Annotated in this window: 14 protein-coding genes; 11 read left to right on the top strand and 3 right to left on the bottom strand. The window is 49.6% G+C overall.

Going from position 1 to position 18826, the window contains the following annotated elements:
- The coding region (locus tag QZT94_RS00485) for a hypothetical protein (RefSeq protein ID WP_296773081.1) at window positions 1-192 on the top strand (192 nt) is incomplete at its 5' end.
- Between the two features lie 48 nt (window positions 193-240).
- Here QZT94_RS00485 and QZT94_RS00480 read toward each other — a convergent pair.
- From QZT94_RS00480 to QZT94_RS00470, 3 genes are all read right to left on the bottom strand, one after another.
- On the bottom strand, window positions 241-624 hold the full coding sequence (locus tag QZT94_RS00480) for a hypothetical protein (RefSeq protein WP_072510422.1): 384 nt from the start codon (window positions 622-624) through the stop codon (window positions 241-243).
- A complete protein-coding gene (locus QZT94_RS00475) occupies window positions 621-836 on the bottom strand; it encodes a hypothetical protein (protein ID WP_296761926.1) in 216 nt (71 codons plus the stop codon). The genes QZT94_RS00480 and QZT94_RS00475 overlap by 4 nt, the downstream gene beginning before the upstream one ends.
- A gap of 335 nt (window positions 837-1171) precedes the next feature.
- On the bottom strand, window positions 1172-5335 hold the full coding sequence (locus QZT94_RS00470) for an alpha-L-fucosidase (protein WP_296761924.1): 4164 nt from the start codon (window positions 5333-5335) through the stop codon (window positions 1172-1174).
- Between the two features lie 390 nt (window positions 5336-5725).
- Here QZT94_RS00470 and QZT94_RS00465 point away from each other — a divergent pair, with 390 nt between their 5' ends.
- From QZT94_RS00465 to QZT94_RS00420, 10 genes are all read left to right on the top strand, one after another.
- On the top strand, window positions 5726-7228 hold the full coding sequence (locus tag QZT94_RS00465; protein ID WP_296761922.1) for an ABC transporter substrate-binding protein: 1503 nt from the start codon (window positions 5726-5728) through the stop codon (window positions 7226-7228).
- Window position 7229: 1 nt separating this feature from the next.
- On the top strand, window positions 7230-8189 hold the full coding sequence (locus QZT94_RS00460; protein WP_296761920.1) for an ABC transporter permease: 960 nt from the start codon (window positions 7230-7232) through the stop codon (window positions 8187-8189).
- Entirely contained in the window at window positions 8189-9022 is an 834-nt protein-coding gene (locus QZT94_RS00455) for an ABC transporter permease (protein WP_296761918.1), read from the top strand. Before QZT94_RS00460 ends, QZT94_RS00455 begins: the two co-directional genes overlap by 1 nt.
- On the top strand, window positions 9019-9855 hold the full coding sequence (locus QZT94_RS00450; RefSeq protein WP_296761917.1) for an ABC transporter ATP-binding protein: 837 nt from the start codon (window positions 9019-9021) through the stop codon (window positions 9853-9855). Before QZT94_RS00455 ends, QZT94_RS00450 begins: the two co-directional genes overlap by 4 nt.
- Complete coding sequence (locus tag QZT94_RS00445) at window positions 9856-10650, top strand: ATP-binding cassette domain-containing protein (RefSeq protein ID WP_296761915.1); 795 nt, start codon at window positions 9856-9858, stop codon at window positions 10648-10650. It begins immediately after the preceding gene.
- A gap of 215 nt (window positions 10651-10865) precedes the next feature.
- A complete protein-coding gene (gene dnaN / locus QZT94_RS00440; RefSeq protein ID WP_270626403.1) occupies window positions 10866-11999 on the top strand; it encodes a DNA polymerase III subunit beta in 1134 nt (377 codons plus the stop codon).
- 25 nt (window positions 12000-12024) lie between these two features.
- The gene (locus tag QZT94_RS00435; RefSeq protein ID WP_270626405.1) at window positions 12025-13338 is read left to right on the top strand and encodes a DNA replication/repair protein RecF; all 1314 of its coding nucleotides are present in this window, start codon (window positions 12025-12027) and stop codon (window positions 13336-13338) included.
- Complete coding sequence (locus tag QZT94_RS00430) at window positions 13338-14009, top strand: DciA family protein (RefSeq protein WP_079985936.1); 672 nt, start codon at window positions 13338-13340, stop codon at window positions 14007-14009. The genes QZT94_RS00435 and QZT94_RS00430 overlap by 1 nt, the downstream gene beginning before the upstream one ends.
- Window positions 14002-14790 carry a class I SAM-dependent methyltransferase gene (locus QZT94_RS00425; protein ID WP_270626408.1) on the top strand — a complete coding sequence of 263 codons (789 nt, stop codon included), beginning with the start codon at window positions 14002-14004 and terminating at the stop codon, window positions 14788-14790. The genes QZT94_RS00430 and QZT94_RS00425 overlap by 8 nt, the downstream gene beginning before the upstream one ends.
- A gap of 190 nt (window positions 14791-14980) precedes the next feature.
- On the top strand, window positions 14981-18646 hold the full coding sequence (locus QZT94_RS00420) for a beta-N-acetylglucosaminidase domain-containing protein (RefSeq protein ID WP_270626409.1): 3666 nt from the start codon (window positions 14981-14983) through the stop codon (window positions 18644-18646).
- Window positions 18647-18826: the final 180 nt, after the last annotated feature.

The following is an 18826-nucleotide window of genomic DNA, read 5'->3' as shown; positions in this document are numbered from 1 at the left end:
TTACAGGTTTTCGGACAAATGACCTGGGACATTAAAAGAGTTTTTCCTTATTACAAGCGGACACAAGTCCTGAAAGACCTTAAAACCCCAACCCCAAGAAAAACGGACACATCTCCTGAAACCACACACTGTCACCCCGACGAACGAGCACAAAAGGGAGAGAAACGAAAGTTTTTCTCCCTTTTAGTGTGAGTGAGGATGGGGTCGTAGGCGAGTGGCCGAATACCCCAAAGTTAGTCACTACTGTTTGGCGATTTGGCTAACCCTGCCTTTACTGATTCCAAGTAGCTGGGCAATATCAACCATTTTGATACCTTGAGCCCTCATGGTATCTACCAAACTCTTTTGAGCTTGCTTTAGTTTTTTCTGAATCTTATCTACTTCTGAACGCTGGCTTTGATACTGCTCGACTTGGGCAGCATATTCGATTTGAGGGCAGATATTGGCGCTAAGGGAGATTGGCGTGGGTAAATCTTGATCTTCGGCGCACATCTTTAGAATATCTTCCGCCATAAAACGGGCTTCCTTAAGGTCGCGGCCTTGAGTATAAAAGGTTCGATCACCTACAGGGACTTCTACTGCCCACCATTTTCCAGAGCGCGTAGCCTTGCAGTCAATGTTCATTGTCTTTGTCCTTTCTGCGCGTCTTTAAGGATACCTTTTGCCGTGTTTTCGTTTATTTCACGGTGACGCGGGACGATTAGGGTGTGGTCGGCGATTTTTACTTTGGTGTGATTCCCACCCTCTTTTATTTGCAGAGCCGCGTTTTGCGCTTTCGCAATTTTTCGGAGCTCTTTGATTAGTTTATCCCGCCTCACGCTATAAGTATAGTTCACTAAACTAGATAAAAAAAGAGACTAAACAAAAACCTGTTCCTAAGTAGCTTTCCCGCAGCTAGCAAGGAAGGTAGTTTAACGCAAACAGCGTATTTTGGGGATTAATCTATTGTGTTGAGTGAGGATGGGGGTCGTAAAAGCGGGGTTAATATCCCAAAGTTAGTTACTACTGTTTGGCGATTTGGCTAACCCTGCCTTTACTGATTCCAAGTAGCTGGGCAATATCAACCATGCCCCGTGGGTCATTCCGATAAAGCTTTGCCCCGCCCCTCAGGCTAGAGCCAGAGGGGCGGGGCGCACTTACTTAGATTGCGTGGGAAATGAACTTCCTAGCGCTATCCTTTTCGGCGCTTGGTTAAAACTAGAACTCCTCCCGCGCTAATCAGTCCTAATGAGGTTAGGAAGATTATGGTGACGCCTGCACCGGTCTTTTCTAGCTGGTTATTACGGCTTTGTTTACGCGGCTTAGCTTTATTGTTTTGCGTTGTGCCGGGATTTGCCACCTGGTTTCCAGTTCCAGGTTTGCTAGAAGTGCCCGGCTTTTCGGAAGTTCCCGGATTTTGAGGTTTATCAGAATCTCCCGGTTTTTCCGGATTGCTTGGTTGCTCCGGCTCAGTCGGGTCGGTGGGATCTGTAGGCTCGGTCGGGTCAATCACAGTGTCGGGAACTTTCGGTGCAACCGCTTCTCGTTCAACATTGAGTTCAGATGCCGAACCGAAACCTTGACCAGAATAATCCGAATCAATCTGGAACTTAATAAAGCGACCAGAAGCCCTCTGAGATTCGCCCTCTCCCTGCTCGGAAGAATTAACCAAAGAAATCCGTTGAGTGTAGGGCAGATTCTTTAAAGTACCAGTCAAAGGAGGATTACTGAAATCATCGGCGGAATCAGAAACCCACACCTTGTATTCCTTCGCAACCCCATTAGTGCCTTTTTGACGGGGAAGATAATCCAAATACTTCAAGTCGTCGTATTTCTTACCCAAATCAAGCACCACCCAATGAGGTCCTTTCGCGGTAGTGGGACTCCATTGTGAATGCCAAATCGTGTCAAAGCTGCCATCAAGCAGATTAGAAACTTCCCCGTCTCCGCTGTTTTGGGAAGACTGCTTAACTACCCGCATCTCTTCTTGCGGTACATAGCTGCGTAAAGACGGAACTTTATCGACCGTAGGCTGGAAAACCCAACCGGCTTTATCTTTTCCAAGTTCCGTAAGCGCTCCTGCCAGCGTAGTGGCTTTTACGTCCTTAAAAGCAACGCTAGGAGCAGAACCTTTACCGTAAGTAGTAACCGTAATCGGATTATCTACATTTCCGTATCCAAAGACGGCAAAATCACCGGTCAATTTAGTTCCATTTTTCACCAAAATTACTGAACCGGGAACCAGGGACACATCATGCAGCTGCTCAATTGAGGTCATAGGCGAATCAGCGCTTAATCCGTCACCAGCTTTAGGGGCGCTAGGATCAATAAAATAGGCGCGTGCATCAGGCTGAATCTCTGATTCCACATGATAAACCTCAAGGCGGGTCAGGCGTACCGGACCACGAGAGCGGTCTACTACTACCCGAATCTCGCTAACGGTAGTCTCGGCAAACCGCAGATTACGCTGCTGTCCAATCGTGGTACCGGAGGTGAGATCTCGCCACGCGCCCTCACCACTGCGTCCCTGCACCTTAAAGTGTTCAACCTGTTGGCCTGCCGAACGTGCGTCCTCGCCCAAAATCACGGCATCAACCTTGGTGTCTTTCCCAAGATTAACCGTGTAGATAGGGGTATTACCGGCGTTTTCGTCCGAAGAAATCTTCGATCCGTCCGTCAGTAGGGGAGCAGGTTTAGCGGCAGTGCTGCTAGAGGAAGCTACGGTAGCTGCCTTACCTAAAGCAAGGTCGCTGCCGTAACGCCTTAACAGTTCCTCACGGTATCCACGCATAATTTCTACATCAGCCTGTGGCATTTTCCCATCGGTGAAAGGAGGCATATTCAGTAGGAACTGCGAGTTACGCCCAGTGGACTGCTCATAGAACTTTACAAGCTCACTGACCGGTTTCGGGGTATTAGGACCTTTCTTACCCGAGTTGTTGAACCATTCCCGTCCGTTCCGAGCATCAACTTCACCTGGATACCAATGAAGCTGGGTAGCTGAACCTTTACGAATACCCTCAATCACCGAGTTTGTTGAACCCAGTACCCCATCGCGGGCAGTTTGTGCCGGATAGAGAGTAATTCTTCCATGCTGATCGAAGCCGACGGCCTGGGGGTTCCATTCAGTGGTGCGTGCCCAACCATCTTCGTTGCCAATCCAACGAGCATCTGGAGCTGCGTTAGCTTGAATCGCATTCGGCTGTAGCTTTCCAATCAGGTCATAGAATGCGTTATAGTCATAGAACTCGGTAGAAGAAGTGTTGCCTTGAGCTCCGTCAAACCAGACTTCATCAATAGTTCCATAGTCAGTTAGCAGCTCATATAGTTGGTTAAGCATATATTCGCCGTATTGGGTAGCTTCATACTTGTAAGTTGGAAGTTTTCCGGAAGCAACCCGTTCGGCACGGTCATCATTGGCAACCAGAGTCGGAATAGTGCGTTCGGTTTTAGCGGAACCATTACCCCACACGCCTTTCTTTTCCATATAGGAATCGGCAGGAGAATAGTAAACGCCAACCTTGAGTCCATGTTTACGCGCTGACTTAACAATCTCAGCGAATAAATCTTTAGGGCCCCCATTTTTAGCGGTAGTGGTACTTGGCCAGTCATGTTCGCTGTTATAGCGAGAATCGAATAGCTCGAAACCATCATGATGCTTGACGGTAACCATCATCATTTTGAAACCGGCATCGGCAAAGGTTTTTGCCCACTGGTCAGTGTCTATGTTCTTGGCGTTGATGAGCGCTGGAGCTTCATCCCCATGTCCCCAGCTGTTACCGGTAAAGGTGTTAATGCCGAAGTGAACAAAACCAATCTGCCCCCAGTCTAAATAGTCTGCCTGCTTTTCTGTGGGGCGCAGGGCAGAAAGCTTTGCCTTTATTGAATCTGCACATTCGTTAGCGGCAACATCTAGGCTGTTAGCTGGTTTTATGTTTGAGGTATCGCAGTGCTCTGCCACATAGGTGAGCCGGAAATCTTTCGGGGTAAAACTGGTATCTGCCTTTGCAAACCGGATTTCATCGAAAGAGCCTTTATAACCACGATTAGTTGCTTTCGGGTGTACATCCCCGGCGAAACCAACCTTATTTGCGATTGAATTCTCTAGCGCGGCTAATCCGTTAACCGTTACTTTTTCTAAATCTTGACCATCTAGGCGCATATAGAGGGCGGATTTGTTGCCTTGAGGAATATAGGCGACCGAGACCACGTGGGTTTGTCCCTTAGGGGCGCTAACGGTGATTTTCTTGTCCGTCCAGTTACCATTTTCTTGATAAGAGACCCCAAACTCTAGCTGACCAGCTTCGTTGTATCGTAAAAAGATGTTTCCACCAGCGCTAAACAAAGTTTGCATTCCTCCAGTTTCGCTGGGGTTGAAACGAACCTCTGCCACTAAACCGCGGGTCACCTTGTCAGAGCCTAAGGAAAAATCGGTTGGCATGAAATCCAGTCCCGAAGTGTTACCACTGAATGTGGCGTTGGAATCTTTGATTTGAGGAGCTGGGGTACGAGCTGACAAGGTTCCTTGCAAATCTTCGCCGTTGGCAGCCCCATAGTTAGCTCCATTTAGACTGCCCAGAAAATCAAGATGCAATAACTGGGACAGGTTCAAGAACTTCCAGGGTGTGGATGGCTGCGCGATCCGGGCACGATAGAAATTCCCGACAAAACTGCGGGTAGTTTGGGCACCTGGATTGATTTCATAACCGATACCGAAAGATTTTTCTTTCCCGGTCGAAACTGCTGCCTTTTCCCCATTGGCTGCCCGGGCTACAGGACCTTTTACCCCATCAACCCAGATACTCAAAGTAGCTGCCGGTTCTGCCTCGTATTTAAGTTGAACAATATGTTTGCTGTTAGTCTTGGGCAGATTAACGCTCTGCTTATAGTCTTTCCAGGTTCCATTAGCGGTTTTAACTGATAAACCATAAACTAGCTTGCCATTTTCAACCCGAACCGAGATGTTTCCCATAGCTGAGAAAAGGGTGTCGAGTTCTTTAGGGGCAGCGTTATTGAGATATTCGAGCTCGGCAAGGAAACCTTTATCAACACTGGTAGTTCCAAAACTATCTTTCGCGCTGTAAGTAATGCCCGAGCCGTTGCCGTTAAGCTTTACCCCGCCGCCCTCGATTTTGCTGGGTTCATTATCGCCCTGCCAGGTAATACTACCTCCACTGACGATTTCCTCCCCACCGGTGGTGTAGCCCTTTTGAGGGGTGAACGTACCTCCAAAAGAAACATTTAAGTATTCGTTATCGGCAGCCATTGCGGGCTGCGGGATAGCCAGCAGGGAAATAAAAGCGAGACTAAAAGTTAAAATAGAACAAATCCAGCGTGAGCGTATCAGCTTTGTCACAGTGTCCGTCCTTGATAGGTAGCGTTATTCAGTCCAATAACGGGTTTCGCGAGCATTAATCAGTTGTATTTGTCTAGATTTCCAACCGGTGATATTTTGCGAGTCGTTATCTATTTTTACTGTCTTGTCCCGCTGGTCTTACGCGTCCTTACGCCAGACCCTCAGGGGAGAAAACAGCGGTTAGACCAGACTAGCATAAGCGCTGGGCGTAAAACTAGCAGCTATCGAAAAAGAAAGCGCTCAATCCGGCCCTGCTGGTATGCCAAAGCTAAGACTCAAGGCGAGTTTAGGAGTCAAATTGATGGAGAGATATGAATACCGGATTAGTCACTGGCAGCTAAGCGACTATGATTGAAACGATTATGACCATGACCGACAAAGGGGAGATCCTTGCGTAAGCGTCTTTTGGCTTGTCTAGCGGCGGCCGGTCTGGTGCTAACCGGATGTGCTGGCACCAATTCTGCAACCAATAATTCAGAGCGGGTACTAACTATCGGGGTTCATGCCACGCCCTCTACCCTAGATCCTTCCCATAATGATGCGGCGGCGATTACCTATGCGCTGCTCTATAACGTATATGAAACGTTGCTGCGGGTGGATGGTAAGGGCGAGCTGGTGCCGCTGTTAGCGAAGAGCTACGAGGTTTCACCGGACCGAAAGACCTATACGTTTACTTTGAAGGACGCCAAGTTTGCTTCCGGTGCTCCCGTCAATGGGGCAGCGGTCGCGAAAACTTTCAATTATCTCCTTAACGATAAAACTGTCAGCCCCACCCGCAAGCAAGAGATGGAAGCCCTGAAAGCGGTTAAAGATTTGGGGGGAAATAAAGTCCAGTTTGAGCTTTCCCACCCCTCGAATGCCTGGCTGTACTATTTAAGTTCGACTGCCGGGATTATTTATGACCCACAGGCTCTTGATAAGGGCGAGTTGGCAACTAAACCGGCTGGATCTGGTCCTTATACCCTGAAAGAGTGGCGACAGGGGGAAGAAATCCAATTAGCCACTAACCAAAAGTATTGGGGAGAAAAACCCAAGGTTAAAGGCGCTACTTTCCGCTATTATTCTGACCCTAACGCGATGAATACCGCGATGTTGTCTGGTTCGCTCGATATTATTTCTAACTTGGCTGCCCCCCAGGCTCTCGATAAATTCACTGGTGACTCGCGGTTTAAAGTGCTAGAGGGAAACACTAACGGTGAAGTAGTGATGGGCATGAACCAACAGCGGGCTGCCCTCAAAGATAAACGGGTACGCCAAGCTATTAACTATGCCCTTGACCGTAAAGCGGTACGGGACGCGGTATGGGCAGGAAAAGGTCTACTGATTGGCTCAATGGTTCCCCCCACCGACCCTTGGTACGAAGACCTTTCCGCTGCATATACCCTCGATTTAGAAAAAGCGAAGAAACTGCTGGCAGAGGCGGGATATAGCCAGGGGCTAACCCTAAAAATGCGGATTCCTACCTTGCCTTATGCTTCCGGAGCCGCCACTCATATCAAGAGCCAGCTGTCCAAAGTGGGGATTACCCTAGAGATTGAGCAGCTAGAGTTCCCGGCGCGTTGGATTGATGAAGTGATGGTCAAATCTAACTATGACCTGACCATTGTTTCTCACCTGGAACCGCGCGATATTTCCCGCTTTACCAACACCGAATATTACTGGCATTACGATTCCGCCGCTTTCCGCGAGCTTTATCAAAAGGCCGATCAAGGATCCTCCGAAGAACAGGTCAAATATATGAAACAGGCAGCGAAGATGCTTTCTGATGACGCTTCCGCTTCATTCTTGTGGCTGCTGCCAAATCTGATTGTGACCAAGGCAGATATTTCCGGTTTGGCTGCGAACGTTACGGGGTTGTCTTTCGATTTATCCTCTATCAGCTACCAGAGCTGAGATGAACGCGACAGCAAGAAATATCCTCAGAAAGCTAGCGACCTTATTAGTTAGTCTAATAGTCGCTTCTTTAGTGGTGTTCTTGCTGATAAATCTGCTGCCCGGCGACGTTACCGGCGTGATTTTAGGGGCGAATGCTGACCCCGGTTCGGTAGCGCAACTGCGGGCAGCTATGGGCTTAGATCAGCCGCTAATTATGCGTTATTTCAGCTGGTTATCCGGGATGATACATCTAGATTTCGGTACCTCTATTTTTACTGGGCAAGCAATTTCTGAGCAACTTCCCCACCGCCTAGAAGCCACCTTTTCTTTAGTGTTCGCCGGGATGATTCTCGCCCTCTTGCTCGCTATTCCCCTGGGAATGATTGGAGCCCTACGCAGAGGACGCAAATCAGGAATCATGGTTTCGGTGTTAAGCCAGCTGGGAATGGCAGTCCCCGCTTTTCTGGCAGGAATGGTGCTAACCATTGTGTTTGCGGTCAAACTTCAGGTTTTTCCGGCGAACGGTTATGTTCCTTTTCGCGATAATCCCGTGCAATGGGCTCACTACCTGGTCTTACCGGTACTATCGATAGCGATTGTGCAGGGAGCGGTACTAACCCGCTACACCCGTTCGGCTTTTATCGAAGTAATAAAGCAGGACTATTTCCGCACGGCGAGGGCGATTGGTTGGCGTTACTGGGCGGCGCTGATGCGTCATGGGCTGCGAAATGCATCGTTACAGGTAATCACGGTTCTGGGATTACAACTATCCACCCTGCTGGTAGGGGCGATAGTGGTGGAGCAGGTGTTCGCGATTCCCGGTTTAGGTACCTACCTGATTTCGGCAGTTTCCCAGAGGGATTTAACCGTCGTACAAGCGGTAGTGATGATACTGGTATCTGCGGTACTGGTGATTAATGCGCTGGTAGATGTGGTTTATCGTCTGCTTGACCCGAGAATCCGGCAGGGGGTGGAGTAGTGAGTAAATCTAAAATGCTTCTTCGTCACCCCAGCTTATTGATAGGGATAGTTTTAGTAACCCTGATAGTGCTGATGGGGATAGTCTCGTTCCTTTCCCTGCCCTTCGATCCTACGGAAGTTAGTGAGCAGCGTTTAAGTGCGCCCTCGTCCTCCCATATTTTCGGAACCGACGACTTTGGTCGGGACGTGTTTTCGAGAATCCTCTCCGGGGCTGGAATCTGCCTACTGGTGGGGATAGTTTCCGTCAGTATTGGAGCCTTTATCGGGGTTCCTTTGGGGATTTATGCTGCTCAACGCGGAGGATGGCCAGAGAAAATAATCGGGCGCGCCCTCGATATTCTTTACGCTTTCCCCGCCCTGCTGCTGGCGATTTTACTGGCGGCGGCGCGCGGATCCGGGTCTACCTGGACCGCAATGGTGGCGATTGGGATTGCCTCAATTCCCGCTTTTGCCCGTAACGTGCGGGCAGCTACCTTGGGGGTAATGTCGCAGGACTATATGGTGGCGGCTAGAGCATCGGGTACCCCCCGGTATCGCTCGACCTTCACCCATGTACTTCCCAATATCATGCCGACGATAATAGTGCAGGCATCGGTGAGTTTCGCGCTCGCGATTTTGGCAGAGGCCGCCCTATCTTATTTGGGATTAGGGACCCGCCCAGATACTCCCACCTGGGGCTTAATGCTATTTGAGGCGCAAAAATCACTGTTGGTTACCCCGCAGTTAGCGCTATTTCCAGCGCTTTGTATCGCCCTGACGGTTTTAGGATTCAACCTTTTAGGTGATGGGCTGCGTGAAGTGCTAGATCCGCAGCTAAGGGAGCGACAATGACGGGACAAAAAACGGGACTAAAAGTAGACAACCTGCAGGTTTCTTTTCGTGACCGCCCGGTAGTTAAAGGAATCAGTTTTGAAATCCTCACTGGGGCGCGGGTGGGGCTGATTGGAGAATCCGGTTCGGGCAAATCGGTGACCGCACTAGCACTAATGGGTTTGCTCGGTGAGGACGCGAAAATTACCGGTTCTATTTCCCTAGCTGGAAAAGAGCTACTATCACTGACAGATAGGGAAATGTCACAGCTGAGAGGCTCGGAAATCGGGATGGTTTTCCAAGAGCCGATGAGCGCCCTTGACCCCACGATGCGGGTGGGTAAACAGGTAGCAGAGGTTTTGACCCTGCATCAACGCGACCAGCAGGGAAAATGTGAAAAAGTGATAAAAATGCTGGAGCGGGTAGGTTTACCAGAGCCAGCTAACAGTGCCAACGCTTTCCCTCACCAGCTGTCTGGAGGGCAGCGCCAACGCGTAATGCTAGCAATGTCGCTAATAAATGCGCCCCAACTGCTGATTTGTGATGAACCCACTACCGCTCTAGATGTGACTGTACAGGCGAAAGTGCTGCGACTATTAGATAAAGAACTGTCTCGTACCGGCTCTGCCTGTCTGTTTATCAGCCATGACCTGGCGGTAGTTAGCCAAATTTGTGAGCAGCTATTGGTCATGTATCAAGGGGAAATTGTTGAACGCGGCTCCCTGCGTGAGGTGCTAGAACACCCTAAACACCCCTACACTCGCGGTCTAATGGCTACCGCCAATATCGGCTCGGTTCGCCCCGGGCAACCGTTACCGGTATTAGCTGATTTTTTGAGAGGGAGCAGGGGCTAAATGAGTGAAGAACCGATTTACCGCGCTCGGGATTTAGTCAAAATCTATCCGCGCTCTGGCGCTCAGGTGCGTGCAGTCGATGGCGTAAATCTAGAGATTAACGCGGGAGAACGCCTGGGAATCGTGGGGGAATCTGGGAGTGGGAAATCTACTTTAATCAGGATGCTGTGCGCCCTATCTCGTCCTAGTAGTGGTCAAATCTGGTTCGGTGGGCAAAAGATTACGGGATTAAAGGAAAAACAGCTAGGTAACTTGCGTTCCCGGGTACAAATCGTGTTCCAAGATCCGCTCAGCTCTTTAGACCCCAGGATGCAGGTGGGCAAAATTATTACCGAACCGCTGCGTTCTCCCTGGGTGCGCGGGCGGGAAGGAGTACCCAGCGATATTCACTCTCGTTTAGAGGAAGTGCTCGCGGAAGTAGGTTTAAGTAGCGAGGACGCGCGTAAATATCCCCATCAGTTTTCGGGAGGACAGCGCCAACGGATAGCTTTAGCGCGCGCCCTATCTGCCCGTCCGGAAGTGTTAATGGCGGATGAAGCGGTTTCGGCCTTAGATGTGTCGGTTCGTGCCCAAATTTTGAACCTGATTATGCAGGTGGCAGCGCGAGATAACCTCACTTTGCTGTTTGTCAGTCATGACCTGGCGGTAGTGAGACATATTTGCCAGCGGGTAATAGTGATGCGTCGGGGCAAAATCATTGAAGAGGGCGCAGTCGAGCAGGTTCTTTCCGCTCCCCGTCATGATTACACCCGCGAACTGATTGCTTCCACCCCCAGGTTGAAACTAGGAGGCTAAACCTTGCCGATAAGCCGGTAACTAGAGTTATAAAAAGCCCGGTCCGAGGGGAAAATCGGCGAGTTATCCCCAGTTTTAAGTACTTTAGTGCTAATCGAGTAGCAAAACCCTATAATGGGAGACTGAAACAAAATGATTCAGCTCGGTTATCACCGGCTGGGTTGTGCAGATTTTGCGCCATAAACCATGGTAAAGAGGATAAAAGGGGCAGCGCAGTGAAGTTCGTAGCCGAGCGTGATGTTTTCGAGGACGCTATCAGTTGGACCGCGCGTACTTTGCCGGCACGTCCGGCAGTGGCAGTACTCGGCGGGGTGTGGATGAGCGCCAAGGCCGGTATCGTAACTCTTTCCAGTTTCGACTATGAGGTTTCTTCCCGTAACCAGTTTGAAGCCGATGTGGAGTCCGAGGGCGAAGTCCTGGTTTCCGGCAAAATGGTGGCTAACATTTGTAAACAGTTACCGAAGAAGCCGGTAACCGTAGAGATGGAGGGGGGCAAAGTCAATATTTCCTGTGGAGCTTCCAGCTTCCAACTGGCAGTAATGCCCCTCGATGATTATCCGGCACTGCCACAAATTCCCGAGGCGATTGGCGAAATTGATTCCATAGAGTTTGCCCGAGCGGTGGGTCAGGTTTCTCGCGCCGCCTCCTCTGATGAATCCCTGCCGTTGCTGGCAACCGTGCGGATGGAGCTTTCTAAAACTCAGCTAACTTTGATGGCCACTGACCGTTACCGCCTGGCCGTGCGGGTCATGGATTGGCAGCCAAATCAGACTGATTTCTCTTCAGATGCGCTGGTCAAGTCGCGGATTCTTTCCGAAATGGCCAAGGCGCTTTCCGGCGCGGGAAATATCCATTTAGGTTTAGAGAACTCTGCCGAGGGCGGGGCTATCGTGGCTTTAGAGGCGGGAGGACGCAAAATTACTTCCCAGCTTACCGAGGGTGATTACCCGCCGGTTGCCAGTCTTTTCCCCGAAGAAGCTCCAATTAAAGCAGTTATTCGCCGTTATGAACTTGAACAGGCGATTAAGCGCGTGTCCTTGGTCACTGATCGCAGCGCCCAGATTCGTATGAATTTTGCGGACGGTACTCTCACTTTAGAGGCTGGTCAGGGCAATGATGCGCAGGCTCATGAAGAAATGACCTGCACTTTTATTGCTGATGAGCCGATGATGATTGTGTTTGACTCCCAGTATTTACTGGACGGCTTAGGGGCTTTGGGAACGGAATATGTGCGTATGTCATTTACCCACCCCACTAAACCAGCGGTTATTACTGGGCAAGAAGAACTTGATGGGGACGATTCTTCGGACTTCCGTTACCTGTTAATGCCGATTCGCTATTCTGCCTAAATCGCTCGCTCGGCATTGCACGGTCATGTATATTACCGATATTGCCTTAGATGATTACCGTAGTTTTCATCATTGTGTAGCCCGGTTATCGCCGGGGGTAAATATACTGCTTGGTCCTAACGGTCAAGGTAAAACGAATTTCGTGGAGGCCGTGGGGTATTTGACCAACTTCCATTCCCACCGCATTAGTGCCGATAGTGCCTTGGTGCGCTTTGCGCCGCAATCAGCGGCGTTACTGAGTCGAGAAAACGGGCAATCCCAACCTAGCCCGGAGGAAACCAGTGCGCCCTCTAGCGCAGTTATTCGCGTGAAAGCCCATTTAGGGGAGCGGGAAACCCAAGTAGATTTAGAGATTGTTTCCGGAAGAGCTAATCGGGGGCGTTTGGCGCGAACTCCAGTGCCGTTAAAAGATATTCGCGGTTTGATTGCTACTACCCTGTTTTCTCCCGAAGATTTAGATATTTTACAAGGTGACCCCGCAGTTCGCCGTCGATTTCTAGATGATTTACTGGTGCAAATGTGGCCGGTAGAAGCCGGTACTATCGCTCAGCATCAAAAGATTTTACGGCAGAGGGGAGCCCTCTTAAAACAGGCGGCTAAAAAGAAGCGGCGCGGCGCAGACCTTTCTCTAGAGCTTTCCACTCTTGAGGTTTGGAATAATCAGTTATCGCAGGTTGCTGGGCGTTTAATTGCTGGTAGGGTGCGGGTTCTCAATGCGTTATCCCCACACGCTGCCCAGGCATATTTGCTGGTTTTGGGAAATACCCATCGCGCACACTCTTCCCAAACTTTGGGGTTATCTTATGTTCCCTCCTTTGAGCCTCCCAGTGATTTGACCAATCCACAGGCAGTTGCGGGCGCGCTGCAAGAGACTTTCGCAGCGCGCCGCGAAGAAGAACTTAGTCGAGGGGTGAATCTGGCGGGTGCGCATCGTGACGATTTGGCGGTGATGTTAGATACTCTGCCGGTGAAAGGGTTTGCTTCTCACGGAGAGACTTGGAGCGCTGCCCTGGCTTTACGTCTGGGACAGTTTGAGCTGCTGCGTCAAGGTGGCAAAACCCCGATTTTGATTCTCGATGATGTGTTTGCAGAACTAGATCCGGCTCGCCGATCTGCGCTGCTGGATTTTATGAACCGCGCTGACCAGGTATTGATTACTGCCACTAACCGTAAGGATTTACCCAGTGAAATTGAGGGGAAATTTTTCCAGGTTTTGCGGGGAGGTCAGGGCAGCGTCATCACTGCGATGGACAACTCTGAGATGAGTCACTCCAATACGGATTCGAGGCTGACCAGGGTTGATTCTACTGACCTGACCGGCACAGTTGAGGATAGCTGATGAGCACAAATCAGCCTGAACCAGCGCTCACCTATACCCAACAGGCTATTCGCGCCGCCCAGGAACATGCTTTTTCTAAAGGGCTAGTGAGAATGTCCAGCGAGGAGCTGCGCCGTTTGCGGGGACGGCGTAACTGGGATGGGATAGCTTCTCAATCTGTGGGCAAGGATGAAGCGTTGCCAGTTTCCGCAGAAATCTCTCTAGGGCAGGTTAAAGGGGTAAACGATAGCTATGCCCGCGATAAAGTCCCCGGTCTAGCCGGTTTACAGCCCTCTCCAGGGCTTGCGGAGGGAGGTCACGGAGGGCGCTGGTCGCGGCGAGATCCGCGCCCTTTGGGAATGGTTTGGAAAAAATATGTGCGCCAGTTCGGGTTAAACGCTCAGCTAGATGCGGGGAAGCTGAAAGCTGATTGGGCGAAAATAGTTGGCGTTCAGGTCGCGCAACACGCACATATTGAATCCATTAAAGACGGGGACGTAGTGTTGCGCTGCGACTCTACCCGCTGGGCATCGGAGCTTAGGAATCTAATTCCGCAGCTGATGGGATTAATTGAGGATTATTCCGGTTCGGTGGTGATTAAACGTTTGATTATCTTAGGACCAAAAGCGCCCTCTTGGAAGCATGGCCCACGTTCGGTGAAAGGGCGCGGTCCGCGCGATACCTATGGTTAAGTTTGGTCCGTCTCCCGGTTCGATTACCGATAAAAATAGGGTGGGTGGCGCTGCTGGGGGAGGAAATCCTTACACCTTGGCTGGTGATGAATATGAACGTTACCGACCTAACTATCCGCTTCCAGCTGTTCAGGCGGCTGTAGCGGGACTAAAAAACCCGCAAGTTCTAGATGTAGGTGCTGGTAGCGGTAAGTTTACGCGGCTACTTTTGGCGCAGGGGGTAGCGGTTAGCGCCCTAGAGCCGGCAGCGGGAATGCGGGAAATGTTTCAGCGCGTCCTCCCGCAAGTTCCCTTATATGCCGGGAAAGCCGAGGACGTGGCCGAATTATTTGCACCCGGAACCTTTGATGCGCTGTGCTTTGCGCAATGTTGGCACTGGGTTGATAAGGAGGCGGCTTGCGCGACAGCAGCTAAAGTACTTAAACCCGGTGGGCGGCTAGTGATTGTATATAACCAAATGAATGTGTCGTTTCCCTGGGTAAAGCGGCTTTCTAGGGTGATGCGTTCAGGAGATGTTCATCACCCCGATAAGCTTCCCCAACTGGGAAAACAGTTTAGCCGACCCGAACTTAGTCTTTTTCAATGGGGAATCTCGCTGCCAGTTTCCGCGCTTTTCGCCCTCGCTAAAACCCGTTCTTCCTATTTGCGAGCTAGTTGGAGCGGCAAAGCCCATATGCAAGCCAATCTGCGCTCTTATTTATTCGATGATTTAGCTTTAAACCCTGAGCAAAGCGTGACTTTGCCTTATTACACCCTGGTGTGGCGGGCAAATCTGCTCTAAAGCCAAATTTAACTGGGGAACCGGACAGCTATCGCCCTGGTTAGGGAAAAAGTTTTAATCGTTTAACGCCTTGGAGATGCTAAACTAATGAGCATACTTTCGGCTGCTTGATTATGTGAAGAAGCATGATTTTAACAGCGCGAATCCCCGCCCATTCTCTGATATGAATGCCGTTTTGAAAGGACATTTAATGAGTTATTTCCGACTTCGAGAGCTAAAAATAGGCAAATTGTTGGTAGTGTCCGTGCTTTCAATTGCTCTGATGTTGGTTTGGGCGATACCCGCTCATGCAGAACCTGCTAATAGCGAAGAGGGTCAGGCGCAGGCAGGCGGCAGCTATCAGATTTATCCCACCCCGCATAAAGTCGCATATCAAACCGGAAAGCTTTCCCTATCTGGAGTGGCAGACCTGGTAGTTGAGGACGGTATAGATTCTGACACCGCGCGGCGTTTAGATGATGCGCTGGCCTTGCAAAAGATTGTGGGATTGCCTAAGGAACAGCTATCTACGAAAGCTAACCTGGCTGTGCTGGTTGGAATCAAAGGCTCTGGCGGAGTAGTTGATAAACAGGTGGCAGCCTTAAAAGCTGCGGGAAAACTAGATTATGATCCGGCGGTTTTTGAAAAAACTGATTCTTATCTATTAGCTGCAATCCCCGGAACTGAGGGGAATCCGCCGCAAATTTTAGTTTTAGGGCGCGATACGGATTCGGCGTATTACGGTTTAACTACTCTTTATCAAATACTTCAGCAAATACCGTCTGATAATGGGAAAACCTCTCTAAACGCCCTCACCGTAACCGATTGGGCGGATGTGCCCACGCGCGGTTTCATTGAAGGCTATTACGGTAATCCCTGGAGCACCCAAAACCGTATTGACCTCATGGAATGGGGAGGCTACTACAAGCTTAATGCCTATATTTATGCCCCCAAGGACGATCCGAAACACAACGCGAAATGGCGGGAGCTTTACAGCAGTGAAGAGCTGAATAATAAAATCGCGCCTTTAGCTAAAGCGGGTAATGAATCTAAGACCCGGTTTGTTTACGCCCTGCACCCCTTTATGTATAACCCGATTACCAGCGGAAACTATGATCAAGGTTTGAAAATAGCGAAGGCTAAATATCGGCAAGTAATTGATGCGGGGGTACGTCAGATTTCAGTTCTGGCAGATGATGCCAAAAATCAGGGCAACGATTTATATATCAGATTGCTTAAAGACCTCACTGATTGGGTTAAACAGCTGCAAAAAGAAAAGACTGCTAACGGTGAGCTTAAATATCCCGGTCTAAAAGAGGTAATCATTTTCTGTCCGGTTAATTACGGGGGAGCAGGGGAAGCTTGGTACAACCAGCTTCCGGAAACTGTGAAAGTAATTAATACAGGAGGACGAGTTTGGGGTAAAGCTGATGGCGATTTCCTCGGTAGATTTAAGAATAATTCCGGTGGTAGAGCCACATTTATGTGGATGAATTTCCCCTGTTCCGATAACGATAAAGATGCTCTCCATATGGGAAATTACGAAAATTTCCTTGGTCTGAATGTTCAACCTGGTCAATTAGAGGGCTTGGTTATGAATCCGATGCAGCAGTCAGAACCCAGCAAACAGGGAATTTTCATGAATGCTGATTTTTCTTGGAATCTGTGGCGCAGCCTAGATCACGCTGATAAGACTTGGCTGGATTCCTTTAGTTACCTGGATAATAACTCTCCGCTAGCTAGTGATGCAGCAAATGCTTTGCGCGACCTTTCGCAGCATCTGCGGCGAATGTATGGTGGGGGAGCTACTTGGGAAGGACGAGAATCTGCGGAGGTTAAAGATACTCTGGTTTCATTCCAACGTGCTCTGGAGAATAATCAGGTCACGAAAGAACAAATCACAAAGGTGCGCAAGGTTTATACCGACATTAAACCGGCGGTAGATACCTATCGCAGTAAAGCCAAGAATGTGGCTATGCGCTCGCAAATGGAACCTTGGCTAGGGGCGTTCGTTGATTTAGTAAAGACTGCCGAACTGTATCTTGATGCCTATTCCGCTCATTTAGATAATGATAAAGATGGGCTGGTAAACAAGTATTTAGCCGGGAATGCCCAGCTAAGTGCCTATAATCAGCATGGTTTTAACTACGTGAACGAAACAAAATATGCCAAAGTTGGTAAAGCCTATTTAACTCCAACTGTTGCCGCTATGGCGCGCAGCCTAAAATCTAAGGTTGCTCGCGCCTTGGATCCCGATGCGGTGATTTATCAGTATGTAACCAGTCGCAGTGATACCCCCGAGGGGAATATAGCCTCGGTAATGGATGGTAACGATGGAACTGGGGTGACCTACAAAAATCCGAACAAGATTACTGCCGGAACTTTTGCCGGAATCACCAGCGACAAGCCTTTCGATGCTGACCGTTTAACTTTTGTGTTAGGAGGCGGTAAAGATTTCTTCGATCGGGCTAAACTGCAAACTTTTGATGGCACCAATTGGAATGATGTTCCCGGGAAAACTGGTTTGACCGGAACCGTTGTAGATTTGAAGAACTTGAATCTGAAACAGATTCGAGGTGCACGTTTGATTGCTACCGCAGATAATGCCCGTGATGCCTGGTTTGTGGTTAAAGAAATCGAGGTTAATCGAACCGATAAAGTTTCTCCTACAGTTACCTTGACCAGTATGCAAAAGCATTCTGGGGAGCTATCGAATGTGACTGACGGAAACCCAGCCGGAACCCCGTTATGGTTGAAACGTGACCCTTATGAAGGTGAAGGTAGGGACAAAACTCCGGTGGGAGCTGCGGTAACCGTTGATTACGGGAAAGTTTTGAATCTTAAGCAAGTTACTTTTGCGCAAGGCCCGGGAAATGACACTATCGACAGTGGGATTTTGGAATATAGCGCTGATGGCACTAACTGGGAAAAGCTGGCTGATGTTAATGGGGACAAGGTGCAAACAACTACCTTGAAAACTCCGGTGCAAGCAAAAGCTATCCGGGTTCGTAATCTGCAAGAAACTAATAAATGGTGGCAGGTAAACGAACTTTCTGGGGTTGATGCTAGCGATATGCCAGATAAAACCGCATTAAATACCCAGATTTCCCAAGCAGAGCAGCTTAAAGAAGCCGACTATACGGTCTTTACCTGGCAAGTTTTGACCGGGGCGTTACAGGCAGCCAAAGGGGTGCAAGCCAATCCGACTGCTCGCCAAGATGAGATTGATCAGAGCGCTAACGCTTTGGAAATGGCTATTAAGGGTTTGAAGAAATCAGGTGGCGAAGTAGAGCCGGCTGATCCTACCCCTGAGATTCCCACCGAGAAACCGGTGGATAAAGTTCTGCTTGATAACACGATTCAGGCTGCTGGGGCGCTTGCTGAGAAGGATTACAGTGAAGAAACCTGGAAACAGCTGGCACAGAATCTGCAAAAAGCTAAAGACGTAAATTCTGATAAGAATGCTAAGCAAACCGATGTGGACAAGGCGTTAAATGATTTGCGTTCGGCAATCAAAGCGTTAAAAGCGGCAGATGCACCGATTACCCCAGATAAGCCAGACACTCCTGAAAAGCCGGACACTCCGGGAACGCCGGATAATCCGCAGCAGCCAGATAAGCCTGATAATCCCGAAAAACCGGATAACCCAGGGACTAATCCTGCCGGTCCTGGTGGCAGCTCCGCTACCCCTGGGAATAAAGAGGGTAGTACTACTGGTAAAGATAAAACCGGTAATCAAAGTGCAGCTAATCAGGGTAAGAGGAAAGTGCGAGTTGAATCTGGGATTGCTTCTACTGGAAGCACTGCCGGACTGCTTGCTGCTTTATCGCTGAGCGCTGTCGGTATTGGGTTGGCGTTGCGCAGACGGGCACGCTAAACCCTAACCCTGAGTTAGGCTGTCTGCCTGGAAGTGAAAATCTTCCAGGCAGACAGCCTTTTGTTTTTACAGTTTTTGATTCCTGAAACCATACCGGGGCTGTGCACTACCTCATTTGTCTTTACTATCTGGCAGGCTGTATTCTGAACGAGCAGGTGTTGAATCAATGCTGATTGCAAT

This window comes from Varibaculum sp., from assembly GCF_008661855.1.
Classification (GTDB): domain Bacteria; phylum Actinomycetota; class Actinomycetes; order Actinomycetales; family Actinomycetaceae; genus Varibaculum; species Varibaculum timonense_A.
This window is presented reverse-complemented; position numbering and strand designations above follow the sequence as displayed.

Coding starts and splice junctions, on each gene's coding strand:
- QZT94_RS00480 (WP_072510422.1), bottom strand. CDS start 624: ATGAACATTGACTGCAAGGCTACGCGCTCTGGAAAATGGTGGGCAGTA.
- QZT94_RS00460 (WP_296761920.1), top strand. CDS start 7,230: ATGAACGCGACAGCAAGAAATATCCTCAGAAAGCTAGCGACCTTATTA.
- QZT94_RS00450 (WP_296761917.1), top strand. CDS start 9,019: ATGACGGGACAAAAAACGGGACTAAAAGTAGACAACCTGCAGGTTTCT.
- QZT94_RS00445 (WP_296761915.1), top strand. CDS start 9,856: ATGAGTGAAGAACCGATTTACCGCGCTCGGGATTTAGTCAAAATCTAT.
- QZT94_RS00435 (WP_270626405.1), top strand. CDS start 12,025: ATGTATATTACCGATATTGCCTTAGATGATTACCGTAGTTTTCATCAT.
- QZT94_RS00430 (WP_079985936.1), top strand. CDS start 13,338: ATGAGCACAAATCAGCCTGAACCAGCGCTCACCTATACCCAACAGGCT.
- QZT94_RS00425 (WP_270626408.1), top strand. CDS start 14,002: ATGGTTAAGTTTGGTCCGTCTCCCGGTTCGATTACCGATAAAAATAGG.
- QZT94_RS00420 (WP_270626409.1), top strand. CDS start 14,981: ATGAGTTATTTCCGACTTCGAGAGCTAAAAATAGGCAAATTGTTGGTA.